The following is a 13230-nucleotide window of genomic DNA, read 5'->3' as shown; positions in this document are numbered from 1 at the left end:
CCTGTCCGACATGACCTCTTCCCTGTCCGAGCAGGACCGGTCCGTGCTGCGGACCGCCGCCTACGGCGCCGTCACCCTGATCTCCGCCGCCGACGCCGCCGGTTCGCCGCACAAGGCCGCGGCCGAGGGCTCCGCGGCCCTCGCCGCGACGACCGGCCCGATCGGCCACGTGCTGGCCAAGAACCCCAGGGGGAAGGACCTCGCGGGCGGGTCCGTCGCCGAGATCGCCGACCGGGTGCTGCCCGCCCTGACGGAGTCGGTCGCCCTGCTGCGACGGCAGCTCCCGGCGGAGGCCGAGAACTTCCGCCGGGCCGTCCGGATCGCCGTCACCGCGGCTTCGGCGAGCCGTCCGGGCGAGCCCGGCCCGTCGGTGGCCGAGATGGCCCGGCAGATCACCGAGGCCCTGGACGCGGCGGAGGAGACGCCCCGGGACACCGGGGAAGCCGCCGGGCGGGACCGGGCCGACCTCCGGGCGGCGGCCCGGGCGTTCGTCGACGCCGGGTTCGGCGGCATCCAGCTGCGGGTGCACGACGAGCACGGGCAGTGGGCCGGCAGCGCCGGGGTCCGCGCGTCGGGCGCGACCGTCGGGCCCCCGGTCGACGGGCACTTCTGGATCGGCTCCACCACCAAGACCTTCACCGCGACCCTGGTCCTCCAGCTGGTGGACGAGGGGCGGCTCGACCTGGACGGACCGGTCGCCGACCACCTGCCGGAGTTCGGCCTCGACCCGCGGATCACCGTGCGCATGCTGCTCCAGCACACCAGCGGCCTGTACAACTACACCGGCGAGCTCACGCCCGAGGGCGACTTCGAGCCTGGCATCGACGCCACCGGAAAGGCCTGGGTCGAGAACCGGCTGCGCGCCTACCGGCCGGAGGAACTGGTGCGCTTCGCCCTGTCCCGGCCGCCCCGCTTCGAGCCCGGCACCGACCAGGGCTACGCCAACACCAACTACACCCTGGCCCTCCTGCTGATCGAGAAGGCCGCCGCCTGCACCTACGCCGAGGCGCTCGAACGGCGGATCGTGCGCCCCCTCGGCCTCACCGGCACCGTCTCCCCCGCCGCGGGCGCGGTGGACGCGGCGGACCTGCCCGAGCCGCACTCCCGCGGCTACTTCCGCTACCAGGACGGCGAGGAGTGGCGGACGGTCGACGTCACCCGCCAGAACTCCTCGCTCCTCGCCGGCGCGGGCCACCTGATCTCCACCACCCGGGACCTCCAGGTCTTCCTCTCCGCCCTGCTCTCCGGCCGGCTGCTCCCCGAAGGACTGCTGGACGAGATGCGCACCCCGCACGGGAAGCTCGGTCTCGGACTCGGCCTGTGGGTGCAGGAGTTGGACCCGGACCGCGGGATCACCGTCGTCCACCACAACGGCGGCGCGCCGGGCGGCTTCGGCTCGCTGATGGTCGCCACCCCCGACGGCCGCCGGACGCTGACCGCCGGCCTGACGACGGGCGAATCCGCGACGGACCCGGCGGCGGCCTTCCCCGCGGCCCTGGGAGCGCTGCTCGGGGCGGTGTTCCTCGACAGCTGAGCGGATCCGCCCGGGCCCCGTCCCGCGGTCCCTATCCTGGGCGGCATGCGTATCGATCTGCACGCCCACAGCAATGCCTCGGACGGCACCGACTCCCCCGCCGAGCTGGTAGCCAACGCGGTCGCGGCCGGGCTGGACGTGGTGGCGCTGACCGACCACGACACGGTGGCCGGGTACGGGGAGGCGGCGGCCGCGCTGGCCGGGACGGGGCTGACCCTGGTGCCGGGCGCCGAGCTGTCCTGCCAGGTGGACGGGATCAGCCTGCACCTGCTGGCGTACCTGTTCGACCCGGCGGAGCCGGCCTTCGCGGCCGAGCGCGAACTGGTGCGCACCGACCGGTTCCGGCGCGGCCGGGCGATCGTGGAGCGCTGCCGGGAACTGGGCGCGCCGATCAGCTGGGAGCAGGTGGAGCGGATCGCGGGCAACGGCTCGGTGGGGCGGCCGCACATCGCCTCGGCGCTGGTGGAGGCGGGCGTGGTGGCGACCGTCTCGGACGCGTTCACGCCCGAGTGGCTGGCCAACGGCGGGCGGGCGGACGTCCGCAAGCACGAGACCGACCCGGCGGTGGCGGTCCGGCTGGTCCGGGCGGCCGGCGGGGTGCCGGTGTTCGCGCACCCGGGCGCGGACAAGCGCGGCCGGACGGTGTCGGACGCAGTGATCGCGGACCTGGCGGCGGTGGGCCTGGGCGGCCTGGAGGTCGACCACACCGACCACGACGAGCCGACCCGGGCCCGACTGCGCGGCCTGGCGGGCGAGTTGGGGCTGTTCACCACCGGGTCCAGCGACTACCACGGCAGCCGGAAGACCGTCCGGCTGGGCGAGCACACCACCGACCCGGAGGCGTACCAGCGGCTGCTGGCGCAGGCGACGGGGGCGAAGCCGCTGACCGGCTGACCCACCCGCCCCACGGTCCGTCAGTCCAGCGGGACGCCGCGGCGGTTCGGGTCGCGCAGGTCGGTGCCGTGCTTCAGCCAGCGCTCCTCCAGCGCGCCCGCGCCCTGGACGCGCTTGAAGGCGGCCTCGTTGGGCGTCATCGGCAGCAGCGGCAGGAAGCGCACCGGGTCGGCGGGGGCCGGGAGTTCGAGGTCCTCGACCAGGCCGCCGGGCTCGGCGGCCAGCACCGAGGTGAACGGGGCGCCGGTCCACAGCGGGGAGCCCAGGTCGAGCGAGCCGCCGGGGGCCACCACCAGTCCCTCGACCTGCGGGCTGGCGGCGAACACGGCGAGCGCCTTGTGCGCCTCGTCCCGGCCGCCGCGCACCGTCAGCACCAGTTCGGCCCGCGGGCCGCGGACCGGGTCGGCGACCGGGGCGGTGGGGTCGGCCATCGGCGCGGCGGCCATGCCGAGGGTGGCGTAGCGGACCAGGCCGTCGGCGTCGGGGCCGAAGCGCAGCACCTCGATCCGGTCCGCGCCGAGGAAGGTGACCGCGGCCCGGCCGGTGGGCTCGCCGAAGGTGCTGATCAGCCGGGCCTCGACGGCGGCCAGCAGCTCCGGCCGGGTGGGGCCGGCGCCGTGGGCCGGATCGGAGAAGTCGCCGAGGTGGGGGAAGTCGTGCGCCATGCCGCGACCCTAGCGCGCGGCGGGCGGGCGCGGCCCGGCGCCCGGGCCGGGGCCGTCGCGGGGCGTCCGCGGGCCGTACGAATGGCCCGCGCGAGGGCGTGCGTGAGGGCGTGCGTGAGGACGTGCGTCGCCGAACCTTGGCGCGACCTTTACCCGGCGGGAACCGCATGCGGGCCGCGATCCGGGAAACAGCTGTTAATGTGAACGGTCGGCCCCGTGCACTCCCACCGGGGCCGCGACGGCCCCCGCGCGGGCCCCGGCGCGGAGGAGGTGGTCATGGTGGACAGCAGTCGACCATGCAGTACCGGCAGCTCTCTCCGGCCCACCCTGACCAGCCGCACCCTCGGCTGACCAAGGCTCCACGCAGCGTCGCGTCCGGCCGGGAGAGCACCTTCCCCGGGGTCGTGCCGTCGAAACCGCCTCTGTCCGAGGTTTTCTGACGCCCCGTCGGCCCCGGCGTGTCCACCGGTGTTTTCCGCCGTCGCCCGCCCGCCTGCCAGGTTCGCGCGCGCCGGTCCGGCCCAAGGAGCCCGCGCCATGTCGATGATGAACAACCTGCGTGCCGCCGTCGTCCGTCCGACCCGCCGCCGGGTCAGCGACGCCTTCCAGTCCCGCCCCGGCGACACGCCGTCCGCGGTGGTGGACTGCGCCGTCTACCAGGACGGCAAGCGGGCCGGCGAGACCTGCAGCCCGCGCGAGGCCGCCCGGCAGGTGAAGGCCGCGCACCAGGCCGGGCCCGGCTCGTTCAGCTGGATCGGCCTGCACGAGCCCACCGAGGCCGAGTTCGAGGGCATCGCCCAGCGCTTCGGCCTGCACCCGCTGGCCGTCGAGGACGCGGTGCACGCGCACCAGCGCCCCAAGGTCGAGCGGTACGACGGCATGCTGTTCGCGGTCTTCAAGACCGTCCGCTACGTGGAGCACGACCAGCTCACCCCGACCAGCGAGGTGATCGAGACCGGCGAGCTGATGGTCTTCGCCGGGCCCGACTTCGTCATCACCGTCCGGCACGGCGCGCACTCCTCGCTGCGCGAGCTGCGGCACCGCCTGGAGGCGGACGCCGAGGGCAGCGGCCTGCTCGCCAAGGGCCCGGCCGCGGTGCTGCACGCGATCGCCGACCACGTGGTGGACAACTACCTGCTGGTCGCCGACCGCCTGCAGAACGACGTGGACGAGATCGAGTTCGACGTGTTCGCCAACAAGGGCGGCCGCGGCGGCGACGTCGGCCGGCTCTACCAGCTCAAGCGCGAGGTGCTGGAGTTCAAGCGCGCCGCCGCCCCGCTGCTGCGCCCGATGCTGCAGCTGTCCGAGCCCGCGCCGCGGCTGGTCGACCCGGAGATCCAGAAGTACTTCCGGGACGTCGCCGACCACCTGGCCCGGGTGATCGAGCAGGTCCAGGGCTTCGACGAGCTGCTCAACTCGCTGCTCCAGGCCAACCTGGCACAGGTCTCGGTCGCCCAGAACGAGGACATGCGCAAGATCACCGCCTGGGCCGCGATCTTCGCCGTCCCGACCATGATCACCGGCGTGTACGGGATGAACTTCGAGAACATGCCCGAGCTGAAGTGGACGTACGGCTACCCGACGGTGCTCGGCGTGATCGTGGTGATCTGCATCGGCATGTACCGGGGCTTCCGCCGCAACGGCTGGCTCTGACGGGCCGTCGGGCGTCGGCGGGGCGTCAGGTGTCGGCGGTCCGCCAGGCGTCGGCGGGGCGTCAGCGGCGCTCCGCCCGGGCCACCAGCACCAGGCCCGCCAGGATCAGGCCGAGCGCCGGGTAGGCGGCGGCCGGCGGCCACTGGCCCAGCCAGACCGCGGCCAGCAGGGCCGCGCCCGGGGTCTCCAGCAGGATCGCGGTCGAGGTGATCGAGGGGCCCAGGGTGCGCACCACCCGGTTGCTCAGTGAGTGGCCGAGCAGCTGGGCGGCCACCATCAGCAGCGCGATCTGCCACCAGACCCCGGCCGGCCAGCCGCCCAGCCGGGTGCCGGTCAGCAGGCAGACCGCCAGCAGCGCCACCGCGCAGGTGGTGTAGCAGACCAGGGTGTACGCGGTGGTGGACACGGTGCGCCGGACCTCGGCGCCGAGCAGCACGTACCCGGCCGCGGCGGCGCCCGCGGCGAGCGCCAGGGCGTCCCCGAGCAGGGCGCGCGGCGACACCGACAGGTCCACGCCGGTCAGCACCAGCACGCCCAGGAAGGCCAGGCCGGTGCCCGTCCACACCAGCCGGGGCGCGCGGACGCCGAGCAGCCGCATCAGCAGGATCGTCCACAGCGGGGTGGTGGTGACCAGGGCGGTCGCCGAGGCCACCGAGGTCATCCGCAGGCTCGGCATCCACAGCGCGAAGTGCAGCGCCAGCAGCACGCCGGCCGCCACCGCCAGCAGCAGCGCCCGGCGCGGGATGCCGCGCAGCTCGGCCCGGTGCCGCCAGAGCGCGTACGGGCCGAGCACGCCGACCGACATGGTGTTGCGCCAGAACGCGATCGCCAGCGCGGGGGCGGCGGTCGCGCTGATCAGCGGGGCGGAGAGCGAGATGCCGGCGATCGAGACCGCGAGCAGCAGCAGGTCGGTGCGCGGCAGTTGCCGCCGCTCGCCGAGCGCCGGGGTCGCGGCGGGGGCGGTGGTGCGGACGGCGGTCACGGCGCTCCTTCGGGCGGGGCGATGATATGGACGGCATACACGGTAAGGGCTGTCCCGGATCGACGGAACTGTCGTCCGGGGGATGGACCCGGCCGGTGCGGGCCCAGGCCGTACGCTGGGCGCCATGGAGCGTACGACGACCGCGAGCGCGGAAGACTTCCTCGACCGGGCCCTGGTGGAAGAGGCGGCCAAGAAGTCCGGCCTGCTCTGGGTCCGGCCCGCCGGGCAGCCGCACGCCCGTCCGCTCTGGCACGCCTGGCACGACGGCGCGGTGGTGGTGGTCGGCGGCGGCGCCGAGCAGCCGCTGCACGGCCTCGCGGCCGGCTCCACCGCCGAACTGACCTTCCGCAGCAAGGACAAGGGCGGCCGGCTGGTCGCCCTGACCGCCGCCGTCGCCCTGCTCGACCCGGGCACCCCCGGCTGGGACGGCGCCGTCGAGGAGCTCAAGGGCAAGCGCCTCAACGCCCCCGACACCGACACCGTGGCCGACCGCTGGGCCCGCGAGTGCCGGGTCCTGCGGCTGGTCCCGGACGGGCCGCTCGCCCCGCTGCCGGACGGCCCGCTCGCCGCCGCCCCGCTGCCCACCCCGGCGACCACCCGCCGGCCGATCCCGGCCGGCCTCCCGAAGCTGCTCTTCGCGAAGAAGCGCTGAGGCACTCCCTCGCCCCGCCTCCCTCCTCCCGCGCACCACCCCCGCTAGATTTGGGGGGTTGTGTCCGTTTCTTCCGGAGGGAGTCCCGTATGGCGGGGCCGGGCGGCCGGGTCTACATCTCCCACCTCTCCGGGGTGGCGGTCTTCGACCCGAACGGCGACCAGGTGGGCCGGGTCCGCGACGTGGTGGTCTCGCTGCGGCTCGGCGGGCGGCCGCCCCGGGTGCTCGGGCTGGTGGTCGAGGTGATCGGGCGGCGGCGGATCTTCCTGCCGATGACCAGGGTGACCAGCCTGGAGTCCGGCCAGGTGCTGTCCACCGGACTGCTGAACATGCGCCGCTTCGAGCAGCGCCCGTCCGAGACGCTGGTGCTCGCCGAGCTGCTGGACCGCACCGTCACCCGCACCAAGACCGCCGACGAGGTCACCGTGCTGGACGTGGCGATGGTGCAGACCCGGCTCCGCGAGTGGGAGATCGACAAGGTCTTCGTGCAGGTCGGCCGCCCCGGGCGGCTGCGCAAGGCGAAGGGCGAGCAGCTGCTGCTCGACTGGTCCGCCGTCACCGGCTTCTCGCTGGACGAGGAGGGCCAGGGCGCGGCCAGCCTGCTCGCCACCTTCGAGCAGCTCCGCCCCGCCGACCTGGCCAACGTGATGCACCACCTCTCCGCGAAGCGCCGGGCCGAGGTGGCCGCCGCGCTGGACGACGACCGGCTGGCGGACGTGCTGGAGGAGCTGCCCGAGGACGACCAGGTGGAGATCATCGGCAAGCTCCAGGAGGAACGGGCCGCCGACATCCTGGAGACCATGGACCCGGACGACGCCGCCGACCTGCTCTCCGAACTGCCCGCCGAGGACGCCGAGCGCCTGCTGCGCCTGATGGAGCCCGCCGAGGCGGAGGAGATGCGCCGCCTGCTCTCCTACGCGGAGGACACCGCGGGCGGCCTGATGACCACCGAGCCGATCGTGCTGGAGCCGGACGCCTCGGTCGCCGAGGCGCTGGCCCGGGTCCGGGTCTCCGACACCAAGCCCGCACTGGCCGCCCAGGTGTACGTCTGCCGCCCGCCGAACGAGACCCCGACCGGGACGTACCTGGGCACGGTGCACTTCCAGCGACTGCTGCGCGAGCCCCCGTACACCCTGGTCGGCTCGATGGTCGACGACGACCTGGACCCGCTGCCGCCCAACACCCCGCTGCCGCTGATCACTTCGTACCTGGCGACGTACAACCTGGTGGCCGCGCCGGTGGTGGACGAGGACGACCACCTGCTCGGCGCCGTCACCGTGGACGACGTGCTGGACCACCTGCTGCCGGAGGACTGGCGCGAGGGTTCGGCGCACGGCATCGAGGGCGGCGGGCCCGCCGCCGGGAACGAGACGAGCGAGGTGCCCGATGGACGGTGAGCGCAAGCGCCCGGGCGACGGCAAGCGCCCCGGCGACGGCCCCGGCCAGCGCATCCAGGGCGAGCTGCGCGAGTTGCGGCAGCTGCGCGAACTGCGGGCCCGGGAGCAGCGCGGCCGCCGCGAGGAGCGGCCCGCGGCGACGGGGGGCGTCCGGGTCCGGCTCGACCAGCCGCGCACCGCCCGCCCGGGGCTGGTCCGGCTGCCGGCCTGGGACCCGGAGGCGTTCGGCAAGCTCTCCGAGCGGATCGCCCGGTTCCTCGGCACCGGGCGGTTCATCGTCTGGATGACGGGGGTCATCATCGTCTGGGTGCTGTGGAACACCGTGCTCCCGGCGGCCGTCCACTTCGACGACTTCCCGTTCATCTTCCTCACCCTGGCGCTCTCGCTGCAGGCCTCGTACGCGGCGCCGCTGATCCTGCTGGCACAGAACCGCCAGGACGACCGGGACCGGGTCAACATGGAGCAGGACCGGGCCCGCAGCGACCGCAGCATCGCCGACACCGAGTACCTGACCAGGGAGGTCGCGGCGCTCCGCCAGGGCCTGGGCGAGGTCGCCACCCGGGCCTTCATCGCCTCCGAACTCCAGGGCCTGCTCAAGGAACTGGACGAGCGCCGGGAGTCCGCCGACACGCTGTGACCGGCGGCACGCTACCGGCGAGTCGGGGGTGGGCCGCCGCGCCGTACCATCAACACATGGCCAACGAGACAGAGGTGGCGGCCGGGGTGACGGAGCAGTCCGTCCGGGAAGCCCTGGGAACCGTCCACGACCCGGAGATCAACCGTCCGATCACCGAGATCGGCATGGTGAAGTCCGTCGAGATCGGCGACGGCGGCGCGGTGAAGGTCGCGGTGTACCTCACCGTCTCCGGCTGTCCGATGCGCGAGACGATCACCCAGCGGGTGACCGACGCGGTCTCCGCCGTGCCGGGCGTCACCGCCGTCTCGGTCGAGCTCGACGTGATGAGCGAGGAGCAGCGCCGCGAGCTGTCGCAGCTGCTGCGCGGCGGCGCCCCGGAGCGGGAGATCCCGTTCGCCAAGCCGGGCACGCTGACCCGGGTCTACGCGGTGGCCTCCGGCAAGGGCGGCGTCGGCAAGTCCTCGGTGACGGTCAACCTGGCGGCGGCGCTGGCCGCGGACGGCCTGAAGGTCGCCGTGGTGGACGCCGACATCTACGGCCACAGCGTGCCCCGGATGCTGGGCGTCGAGGGCCGGCCGACCCAGGTCCAGGACATGATCATGCCGCCGTCGGCGAACGGCGTGAAGGTCATCTCGATCGGCATGTTCACCCCGGGCAACGCCCCCGTCGTCTGGCGCGGCCCGATGCTGCACCGCGCCCTCCAGCAGTTCCTCGCCGACGTCTACTGGGGCGACCTCGACGTCCTGCTGCTCGACCTGCCGCCCGGCACCGGCGACATCGCCATCTCGGTCGCACAGCTCGTCCCGAACGCCGAGATCCTGATCGTCACCACCCCGCAGATGGCCGCCGCCGAGGTCGCCGAGCGGGCCGGCACGATCGCCCTGCAGACCCACCAGAAGATCGTCGGTGTGATCGAGAACATGTCGGGCATGCCCTGCCCGCACTGCGACGAGATGATCGACGTCTTCGGTACCGGCGGCGGCCAGACCGTCGCCGCCGCCCTCACTCGCAGCGTCGGCGCCACCGTCCCCGTCCTGGGCTCCATCCCCATCGACGTCCGCCTCCGCGAGGGCGGAGACGACGGCCGCCCGGTCGTCCTCTCCCACCCCGACTCCCCCGCCGGCGCCGCCCTGCGCACCATCGCCGGCAAACTCTCCGGCCGCCAGCGCGGCCTCTCCGGCCTCTCCCTCGGCCTGACCCCGAAGAACAAGTTCTGATCGAGCAGCGGGCCGGTCGGCGGCGGGATGCTCTCCCGACCCGCCGGCCGGCCCTTTTGCTGTCACCGGGGGCACGGCGGTGCGGGGCGCTCTACGTTTGACCCATGACCTGGGCGGCGCTTCTTCCTCTGGCGGGGCTGGTCTTCGCGGTGCTCGGGGCGTTCCTCAACCGTCGGCACCAGCAGCCGCGCGGGCGGCACCGGGTCAAGATGGACCTCGAACTGCTGGCCCTGCTGCCCGAGGAGAGCGGTGTCAAGGACGAACTGCGGGAGCACATCGACGGCACGCTGAGACGGATCATCGGGGTCGAGGGGGTGGCTCGACGCGACGCCTTCGGGATCGGGGTGGCGGCGCTCTTCCTCGTCGTGTCAGTGGCTCTCTTCGTGGCCGGGGCGCTGACCGGAGGCGCCTGGTGGTGGTTCACCACGGCGAGCCTGACCGGAGCCGTCGGCGTCCTGGGGATGCTCGCCAGCGCCCCCAAGCGGCTGCGCGACCTCGCCGGGCGCCCCATCGGGGGCGACGAGTTCCCCCTCGACCGCAAGGCCCCGCCCGGGGCGGACGAGAGCTGAATGGCCGGAACCGGTTCCCGTGCTGGCGGGCCCCTTCCCGGTGGTGGCCCGCTGCCCTAGCCTTCGGGCTCCGGCCCGTCGGGCCGCAGGGGGGAGATCGGGATGGAGACCGACCAGCGGGTGGTGCAGCGGAGCACCGTCTTCTCGCGGCTGCTGATCGCGGTAGTGACGCTGAGCTGGCTGTTGTTCCTGCACACGGTGGTCCGGCAGAATCTGCACGGCCGTTCGCTGGAGCAGTGGCCGTGGGACCTGGACCTGCTGGACATCCAGAGCGCCACCGCACTCGCCGTCTCGGTCTCCGGGGCGTGGCTCGCCCGGGCCCAGTACGCGCGGGCCGTCCGCCCGACCATCGGGTACTTCGGTCGGGTCATGGCCGACATCGGGCCAACCGGTCAACTCTCCTGGGCGATCCACGCGTTCAACGGCGCCCAGGACGTGGCGACGGTGACCGCGCTGGACTACTGGGTGACCTTCACCACGACGGCCCGCGCGGCCGGGGCGGTGGACTCCGCAGGCTGGGGGTCCGTTTCCGAGGCCACCAACGCGATCGCGGCCCGGGGCCTGACGGACCGGGAGGACTTCGCACTGGACCTGATCGGGAAGGGGCGGCCGATTCCCGGGCAGGGGCTGATGTTCATCGGCTGGTTCAACGAGAAGGCCATGAACGAGGTGGAGGAGGTCTTCGTCCGACTGCGCGTGATCGACCGGGTCGGCGACACCCACGAGCGGACCCTCGCCCTGATGAAGGGCGCGATCCGGCACCCGCTCCACCCGGACCCGGCGCCGTTCTAAACCCGGAACGCCCTTGATCACTCCGGGCGCCTCGGCAGGTGGGCCGCCACCATCCCGGCGGCCTGGGCGGCGTGGTGGGCGGCGTCCGGGGAGGGGTGGGTGCGGATCGCGGCGGCGATCGCCAGCAGGGCCTCGACCTGGGCGATCGTGGTGAGGTGTTCGAAGGTCGGGTACCGGAGCCGGCCGTGCGCCTGGGACAGCAGGCTCCGGGATGCCGCGACGTGCTCCTCGTAGTGGTCCATCGGTCGGGCCCCTCCCCCTCGTCGGTGTGCGGCCCACCGTAGCGGGTCGGTCAGGGTCGGAGGAGGGCGACCGTCGCGTCGTCGTGGGTCTTGGTGCGGGGCCAGCGGGTGTGCGCGGGGTCGGTGCGTTCGAGGGCGCGGGTGCGGTCGATCAGGGCCTGCGGGCCGCCGGTGCGGAGCAGGGCGAGGGTGTCGGGCCAGTCGGCGGTGGCGAAGTCGTCGACGGGGCGGGCGGCCCCGTCGGTGAGCAGGGCGGCGAGGCGAACGTCCGGCCAGGGGGCGCTGCCGGTGCGGGCGTGGTCGGCGGCGGCCGGGTCCGGGCCGGCCACCCAGTAGCCGTCGGGGGTGTTCATCGCGGTGCGCTGGGCCTCGGTGAGCAGGCGGCGCCGGGCCGCCGGGTCGAGGCCCGCCAGCCGGCCGTCGAGTTCGCGGCGCTGACGGTCCGTCACCTCGCCCACCCGGTGGTCGGAGACGGCGAGCGGCCCACCGGGCAGGTCGAGCAGGACGGTGGAGTCGGCGAGCACCAGCCAGTCCAGTCGGTCCTCGTGGTGGCGCAGCACGGCGACGGTCGCGGTGGGCGTCATCGGGTGCCCGAGGTCGCAGCCGGGCCCGTGCCGGCGGGCAGTGGTGTCGAGCGCCGCGGCCAGACCCTCCGTCAGCGGCCGCTCCGGCCGCAGGGTCTGCTGGAGCAGCGCCCCGGCGAGGGTCCGGACGAACCAGACCACGCCGTGCGCGCAGCCGGTCGCGGTCCCCTCGGGCAGGCCCGCCCCGTCGAGCAGGACGACGGTGCCGGGGCCGGCCAGCACGACGTCCTCGTTGGGGAGCGCGGCGGAGCCGGGGGCGGTGGCGAACGACATCTGCACGGGCGGACTCCGGAACCGGGGGCGGGTGGCGGGCCGTCCACCGGGTGTGGACAGACGGAACGTGGGGTGCCTGGCGGCGGTGCTGCTGGCGGCCGGGGCGCTGCTGATCGGGTTCGGCGCGCTGCTGGGCCTGGACCTGGAGTCGAAGCCGGGGCTGCGGGACGACCGGACCGGCCTCGCCCTGTTCTTCCTGGTCCCGGGCGCGCTGGCGGCGGTGGCCGCGGTCACGGTGACCTGGTACGGCGGGCCCCGGTCGGCCCGGACCGGGGTCGCGGCGGTCGCCGCACTGCTGCTGGCCCTCGCCGGGTGGTGGACGGTGGAGCGGGCCCCGTTGCTGGTCTGCGGCTCGCGGGTGTCGCTCGACGACGACGGCGTCCGCCGCTGCGCCGAACCGGACGCGCACCACGCGAGCGGCCGGGCTGGTGCGGCTCACCGCCCGTCGTACGCCGCCAGGTCGGGCACCGCGGTGAAGCCGACGCCGTAGGCGGAGACCGAGCGGCCGTAGGCGCCGATCAGCACCCCGGGAGCCTCCCCGGCCAGCACCCAGCCGTACTCGGACTCGCGGTAGCGGAAGGGCTGCGGGAGGCCGTTGACGGGCAGGGTGAGCGAGGACCAGCCGGGGCCGTCCAGGTCGTCGGCGAGGTCCCAGGCGAGGGAGGTCTGCTGGTCGAGCCAGTTCTGCCGCAGCGCGCGGTCGAGGTTGCCGGGCCAGGTGGCGCCGAGCAGGCCGGAGCCGGCCAGCCAGGCGGCGGAGGAGGCGGAGGTGGCCTCCAGGGTGCCGGTGTTGTCGGCGCTGCGCCGCACGTCGCGGCGGGCGACGGTGACCACCACGGCGAACCGGCGGGTGTCCCGGGCCTCGGGGCCGCGGGCGGGCTCGTCGCCGTGGCCGAGGGTGCCGTAGTCGGGGGCCTCGGTGTCGGCGCCGCGCTGGCCGGTGCCGACCTGGCCGAGCCAGCGGCGCCCGGTCCAGCCCTCGTCGAGGCCGTACCAGGGGAAGTCGGCGGCCCGGTAGGCGTCCAGCGGGTCGACGGGCAGGCGCGCGGCGGCGGTGCCTCCGGTGCTGGTCGTGGCGTCCACTGCGGCCTCCTCGGTCGTTCGCTGCCGGCTCGGTGGTTGCTCGGCAGGGGACACGA

The 13230-nt window shown here is 74.6% G+C and carries 15 protein-coding genes; 10 read left to right on the top strand and 5 right to left on the bottom strand.

The genetic code is table 11. The annotated features are described in order from the left end of the window. Positions 1 to 10: 10 nt before the first annotated feature. Both ACIOHG_RS04700 and ACIOHG_RS04695 read left to right on the top strand, forming a co-directional pair. A complete protein-coding gene (locus ACIOHG_RS04700) occupies positions 11 to 1534 on the top strand; it encodes a serine hydrolase (RefSeq protein ID WP_400945266.1) in 1524 nt (507 codons plus the stop codon). A 45-nt stretch (positions 1535 to 1579) separates the two neighbouring features. Next, positions 1580 to 2428: a PHP domain-containing protein gene (locus ACIOHG_RS04695; protein WP_400945264.1), complete on the top strand. Its 849-nt coding sequence runs from the start codon at positions 1580 to 1582 to the stop codon at positions 2426 to 2428. 20 nt (positions 2429 to 2448) lie between these two features. Here ACIOHG_RS04695 and ACIOHG_RS04690 read toward each other — a convergent pair whose 3' ends face one another. Continuing rightward, positions 2449 to 3093: a suppressor of fused domain protein gene (locus ACIOHG_RS04690; protein WP_400945262.1), complete on the bottom strand. Its 645-nt coding sequence runs from the start codon at positions 3091 to 3093 to the stop codon at positions 2449 to 2451. Between the two features lie 537 nt (positions 3094 to 3630). On the opposite strand from ACIOHG_RS04690, the gene corA reads away from it, so the two are divergent. Next, positions 3631 to 4746 carry a magnesium/cobalt transporter CorA gene (corA, locus tag ACIOHG_RS04685; protein ID WP_400945260.1) on the top strand — a complete coding sequence of 372 codons (1116 nt, stop codon included), beginning with the start codon at positions 3631 to 3633 and terminating at the stop codon, positions 4744 to 4746. Between the two features lie 61 nt (positions 4747 to 4807). On the opposite strand, the gene ACIOHG_RS04680 is transcribed toward corA, so the two are convergent. Then, positions 4808 to 5728 (bottom strand): DMT family transporter, encoded by a 921-nt coding sequence (locus ACIOHG_RS04680; protein ID WP_400945258.1) that lies wholly within the window; start codon positions 5726 to 5728, stop codon positions 4808 to 4810. Positions 5729 to 5852: 124 nt separating this feature from the next. Between ACIOHG_RS04680 and ACIOHG_RS04675 the strand changes: the two genes are divergently transcribed. From ACIOHG_RS04675 to ACIOHG_RS04650, 6 genes are all read left to right on the top strand, one after another. Then, positions 5853 to 6380, top strand: coding sequence for a pyridoxamine 5'-phosphate oxidase family protein (locus ACIOHG_RS04675; protein ID WP_400945256.1), 528 nt, complete (start codon positions 5853 to 5855; stop codon positions 6378 to 6380). Positions 6381 to 6469: 89 nt separating this feature from the next. After that, a complete protein-coding gene (locus ACIOHG_RS04670; protein WP_400945255.1) occupies positions 6470 to 7777 on the top strand; it encodes a magnesium transporter MgtE N-terminal domain-containing protein in 1308 nt (435 codons plus the stop codon). Further along, a complete protein-coding gene (locus ACIOHG_RS04665; protein ID WP_400945253.1) occupies positions 7767 to 8414 on the top strand; it encodes a DUF1003 domain-containing protein in 648 nt (215 codons plus the stop codon). The genes ACIOHG_RS04670 and ACIOHG_RS04665 overlap by 11 nt, the downstream gene beginning before the upstream one ends. 56 nt (positions 8415 to 8470) lie before the next feature. Beyond that, positions 8471 to 9631: an Mrp/NBP35 family ATP-binding protein gene (locus ACIOHG_RS04660; RefSeq protein ID WP_400945251.1), complete on the top strand. Its 1161-nt coding sequence runs from the start codon at positions 8471 to 8473 to the stop codon at positions 9629 to 9631. A gap of 104 nt (positions 9632 to 9735) precedes the next feature. After that, on the top strand, positions 9736 to 10200 hold the full coding sequence (locus tag ACIOHG_RS04655; protein WP_400945249.1) for a hypothetical protein: 465 nt from the start codon (positions 9736 to 9738) through the stop codon (positions 10198 to 10200). 102 nt (positions 10201 to 10302) lie between these two features. Continuing rightward, positions 10303 to 10992, top strand: a complete 690-nt coding sequence (locus ACIOHG_RS04650; RefSeq protein ID WP_400945247.1) for a hypothetical protein — start codon at positions 10303 to 10305, stop codon at positions 10990 to 10992. 17 nt (positions 10993 to 11009) lie between these two features. Here the strand turns inward: ACIOHG_RS04650 and ACIOHG_RS04645 are convergent, their stop codons facing one another. Further along, positions 11010 to 11234: a hypothetical protein gene (locus tag ACIOHG_RS04645; RefSeq protein ID WP_400945245.1), complete on the bottom strand. Its 225-nt coding sequence runs from the start codon at positions 11232 to 11234 to the stop codon at positions 11010 to 11012. 50 nt (positions 11235 to 11284) lie between these two features. Further along, a complete protein-coding gene (locus ACIOHG_RS04640; protein WP_400945243.1) occupies positions 11285 to 12097 on the bottom strand; it encodes an integrase in 813 nt (270 codons plus the stop codon). Positions 12098 to 12143: 46 nt separating this feature from the next. On the opposite strand from ACIOHG_RS04640, the gene ACIOHG_RS04635 reads away from it, so the two are divergent. Then, entirely contained in the window at positions 12144 to 12581 is a 438-nt protein-coding gene (locus tag ACIOHG_RS04635; protein WP_400945241.1) for a hypothetical protein, read from the top strand. Here ACIOHG_RS04635 and ACIOHG_RS04630 read toward each other — a convergent pair. Next, complete coding sequence (locus ACIOHG_RS04630) at positions 12527 to 13174, bottom strand: hypothetical protein (RefSeq protein WP_400945240.1); 648 nt, start codon at positions 13172 to 13174, stop codon at positions 12527 to 12529. The two genes, ACIOHG_RS04635 and ACIOHG_RS04630, sit on opposite strands and share 55 nt — an antisense overlap. Positions 13175 to 13230: the final 56 nt, after the last annotated feature.

Origin of the sequence: Kitasatospora sp. NPDC088134, assembly GCF_044741705.1 — a bacterium.
Lineage (GTDB): Bacteria > Actinomycetota > Actinomycetes > Streptomycetales > Streptomycetaceae > Kitasatospora.
Note: the sequence above shows the minus strand (reverse complement) of the source record. Positions and strands in the feature narration are given on the sequence as shown.

Coding starts and splice junctions, on each gene's coding strand:
- ACIOHG_RS04700 (WP_400945266.1), top strand. CDS start 11: ATGACCTCTTCCCTGTCCGAGCAGGACCGGTCCGTGCTGCGGACCGCC.
- ACIOHG_RS04695 (WP_400945264.1), top strand. CDS start 1,580: ATGCGTATCGATCTGCACGCCCACAGCAATGCCTCGGACGGCACCGAC.
- ACIOHG_RS04690 (WP_400945262.1), bottom strand. CDS start 3,093: ATGGCGCACGACTTCCCCCACCTCGGCGACTTCTCCGATCCGGCCCAC.
- corA (WP_400945260.1), top strand. CDS start 3,631: ATGTCGATGATGAACAACCTGCGTGCCGCCGTCGTCCGTCCGACCCGC.
- ACIOHG_RS04675 (WP_400945256.1), top strand. CDS start 5,853: ATGGAGCGTACGACGACCGCGAGCGCGGAAGACTTCCTCGACCGGGCC.
- ACIOHG_RS04670 (WP_400945255.1), top strand. CDS start 6,470: ATGGCGGGGCCGGGCGGCCGGGTCTACATCTCCCACCTCTCCGGGGTG.
- ACIOHG_RS04665 (WP_400945253.1), top strand. CDS start 7,767: ATGGACGGTGAGCGCAAGCGCCCGGGCGACGGCAAGCGCCCCGGCGAC.
- ACIOHG_RS04660 (WP_400945251.1), top strand. CDS start 8,471: ATGGCCAACGAGACAGAGGTGGCGGCCGGGGTGACGGAGCAGTCCGTC.
- ACIOHG_RS04655 (WP_400945249.1), top strand. CDS start 9,736: ATGACCTGGGCGGCGCTTCTTCCTCTGGCGGGGCTGGTCTTCGCGGTG.
- ACIOHG_RS04650 (WP_400945247.1), top strand. CDS start 10,303: ATGGAGACCGACCAGCGGGTGGTGCAGCGGAGCACCGTCTTCTCGCGG.
- ACIOHG_RS04645 (WP_400945245.1), bottom strand. CDS start 11,234: ATGGACCACTACGAGGAGCACGTCGCGGCATCCCGGAGCCTGCTGTCC.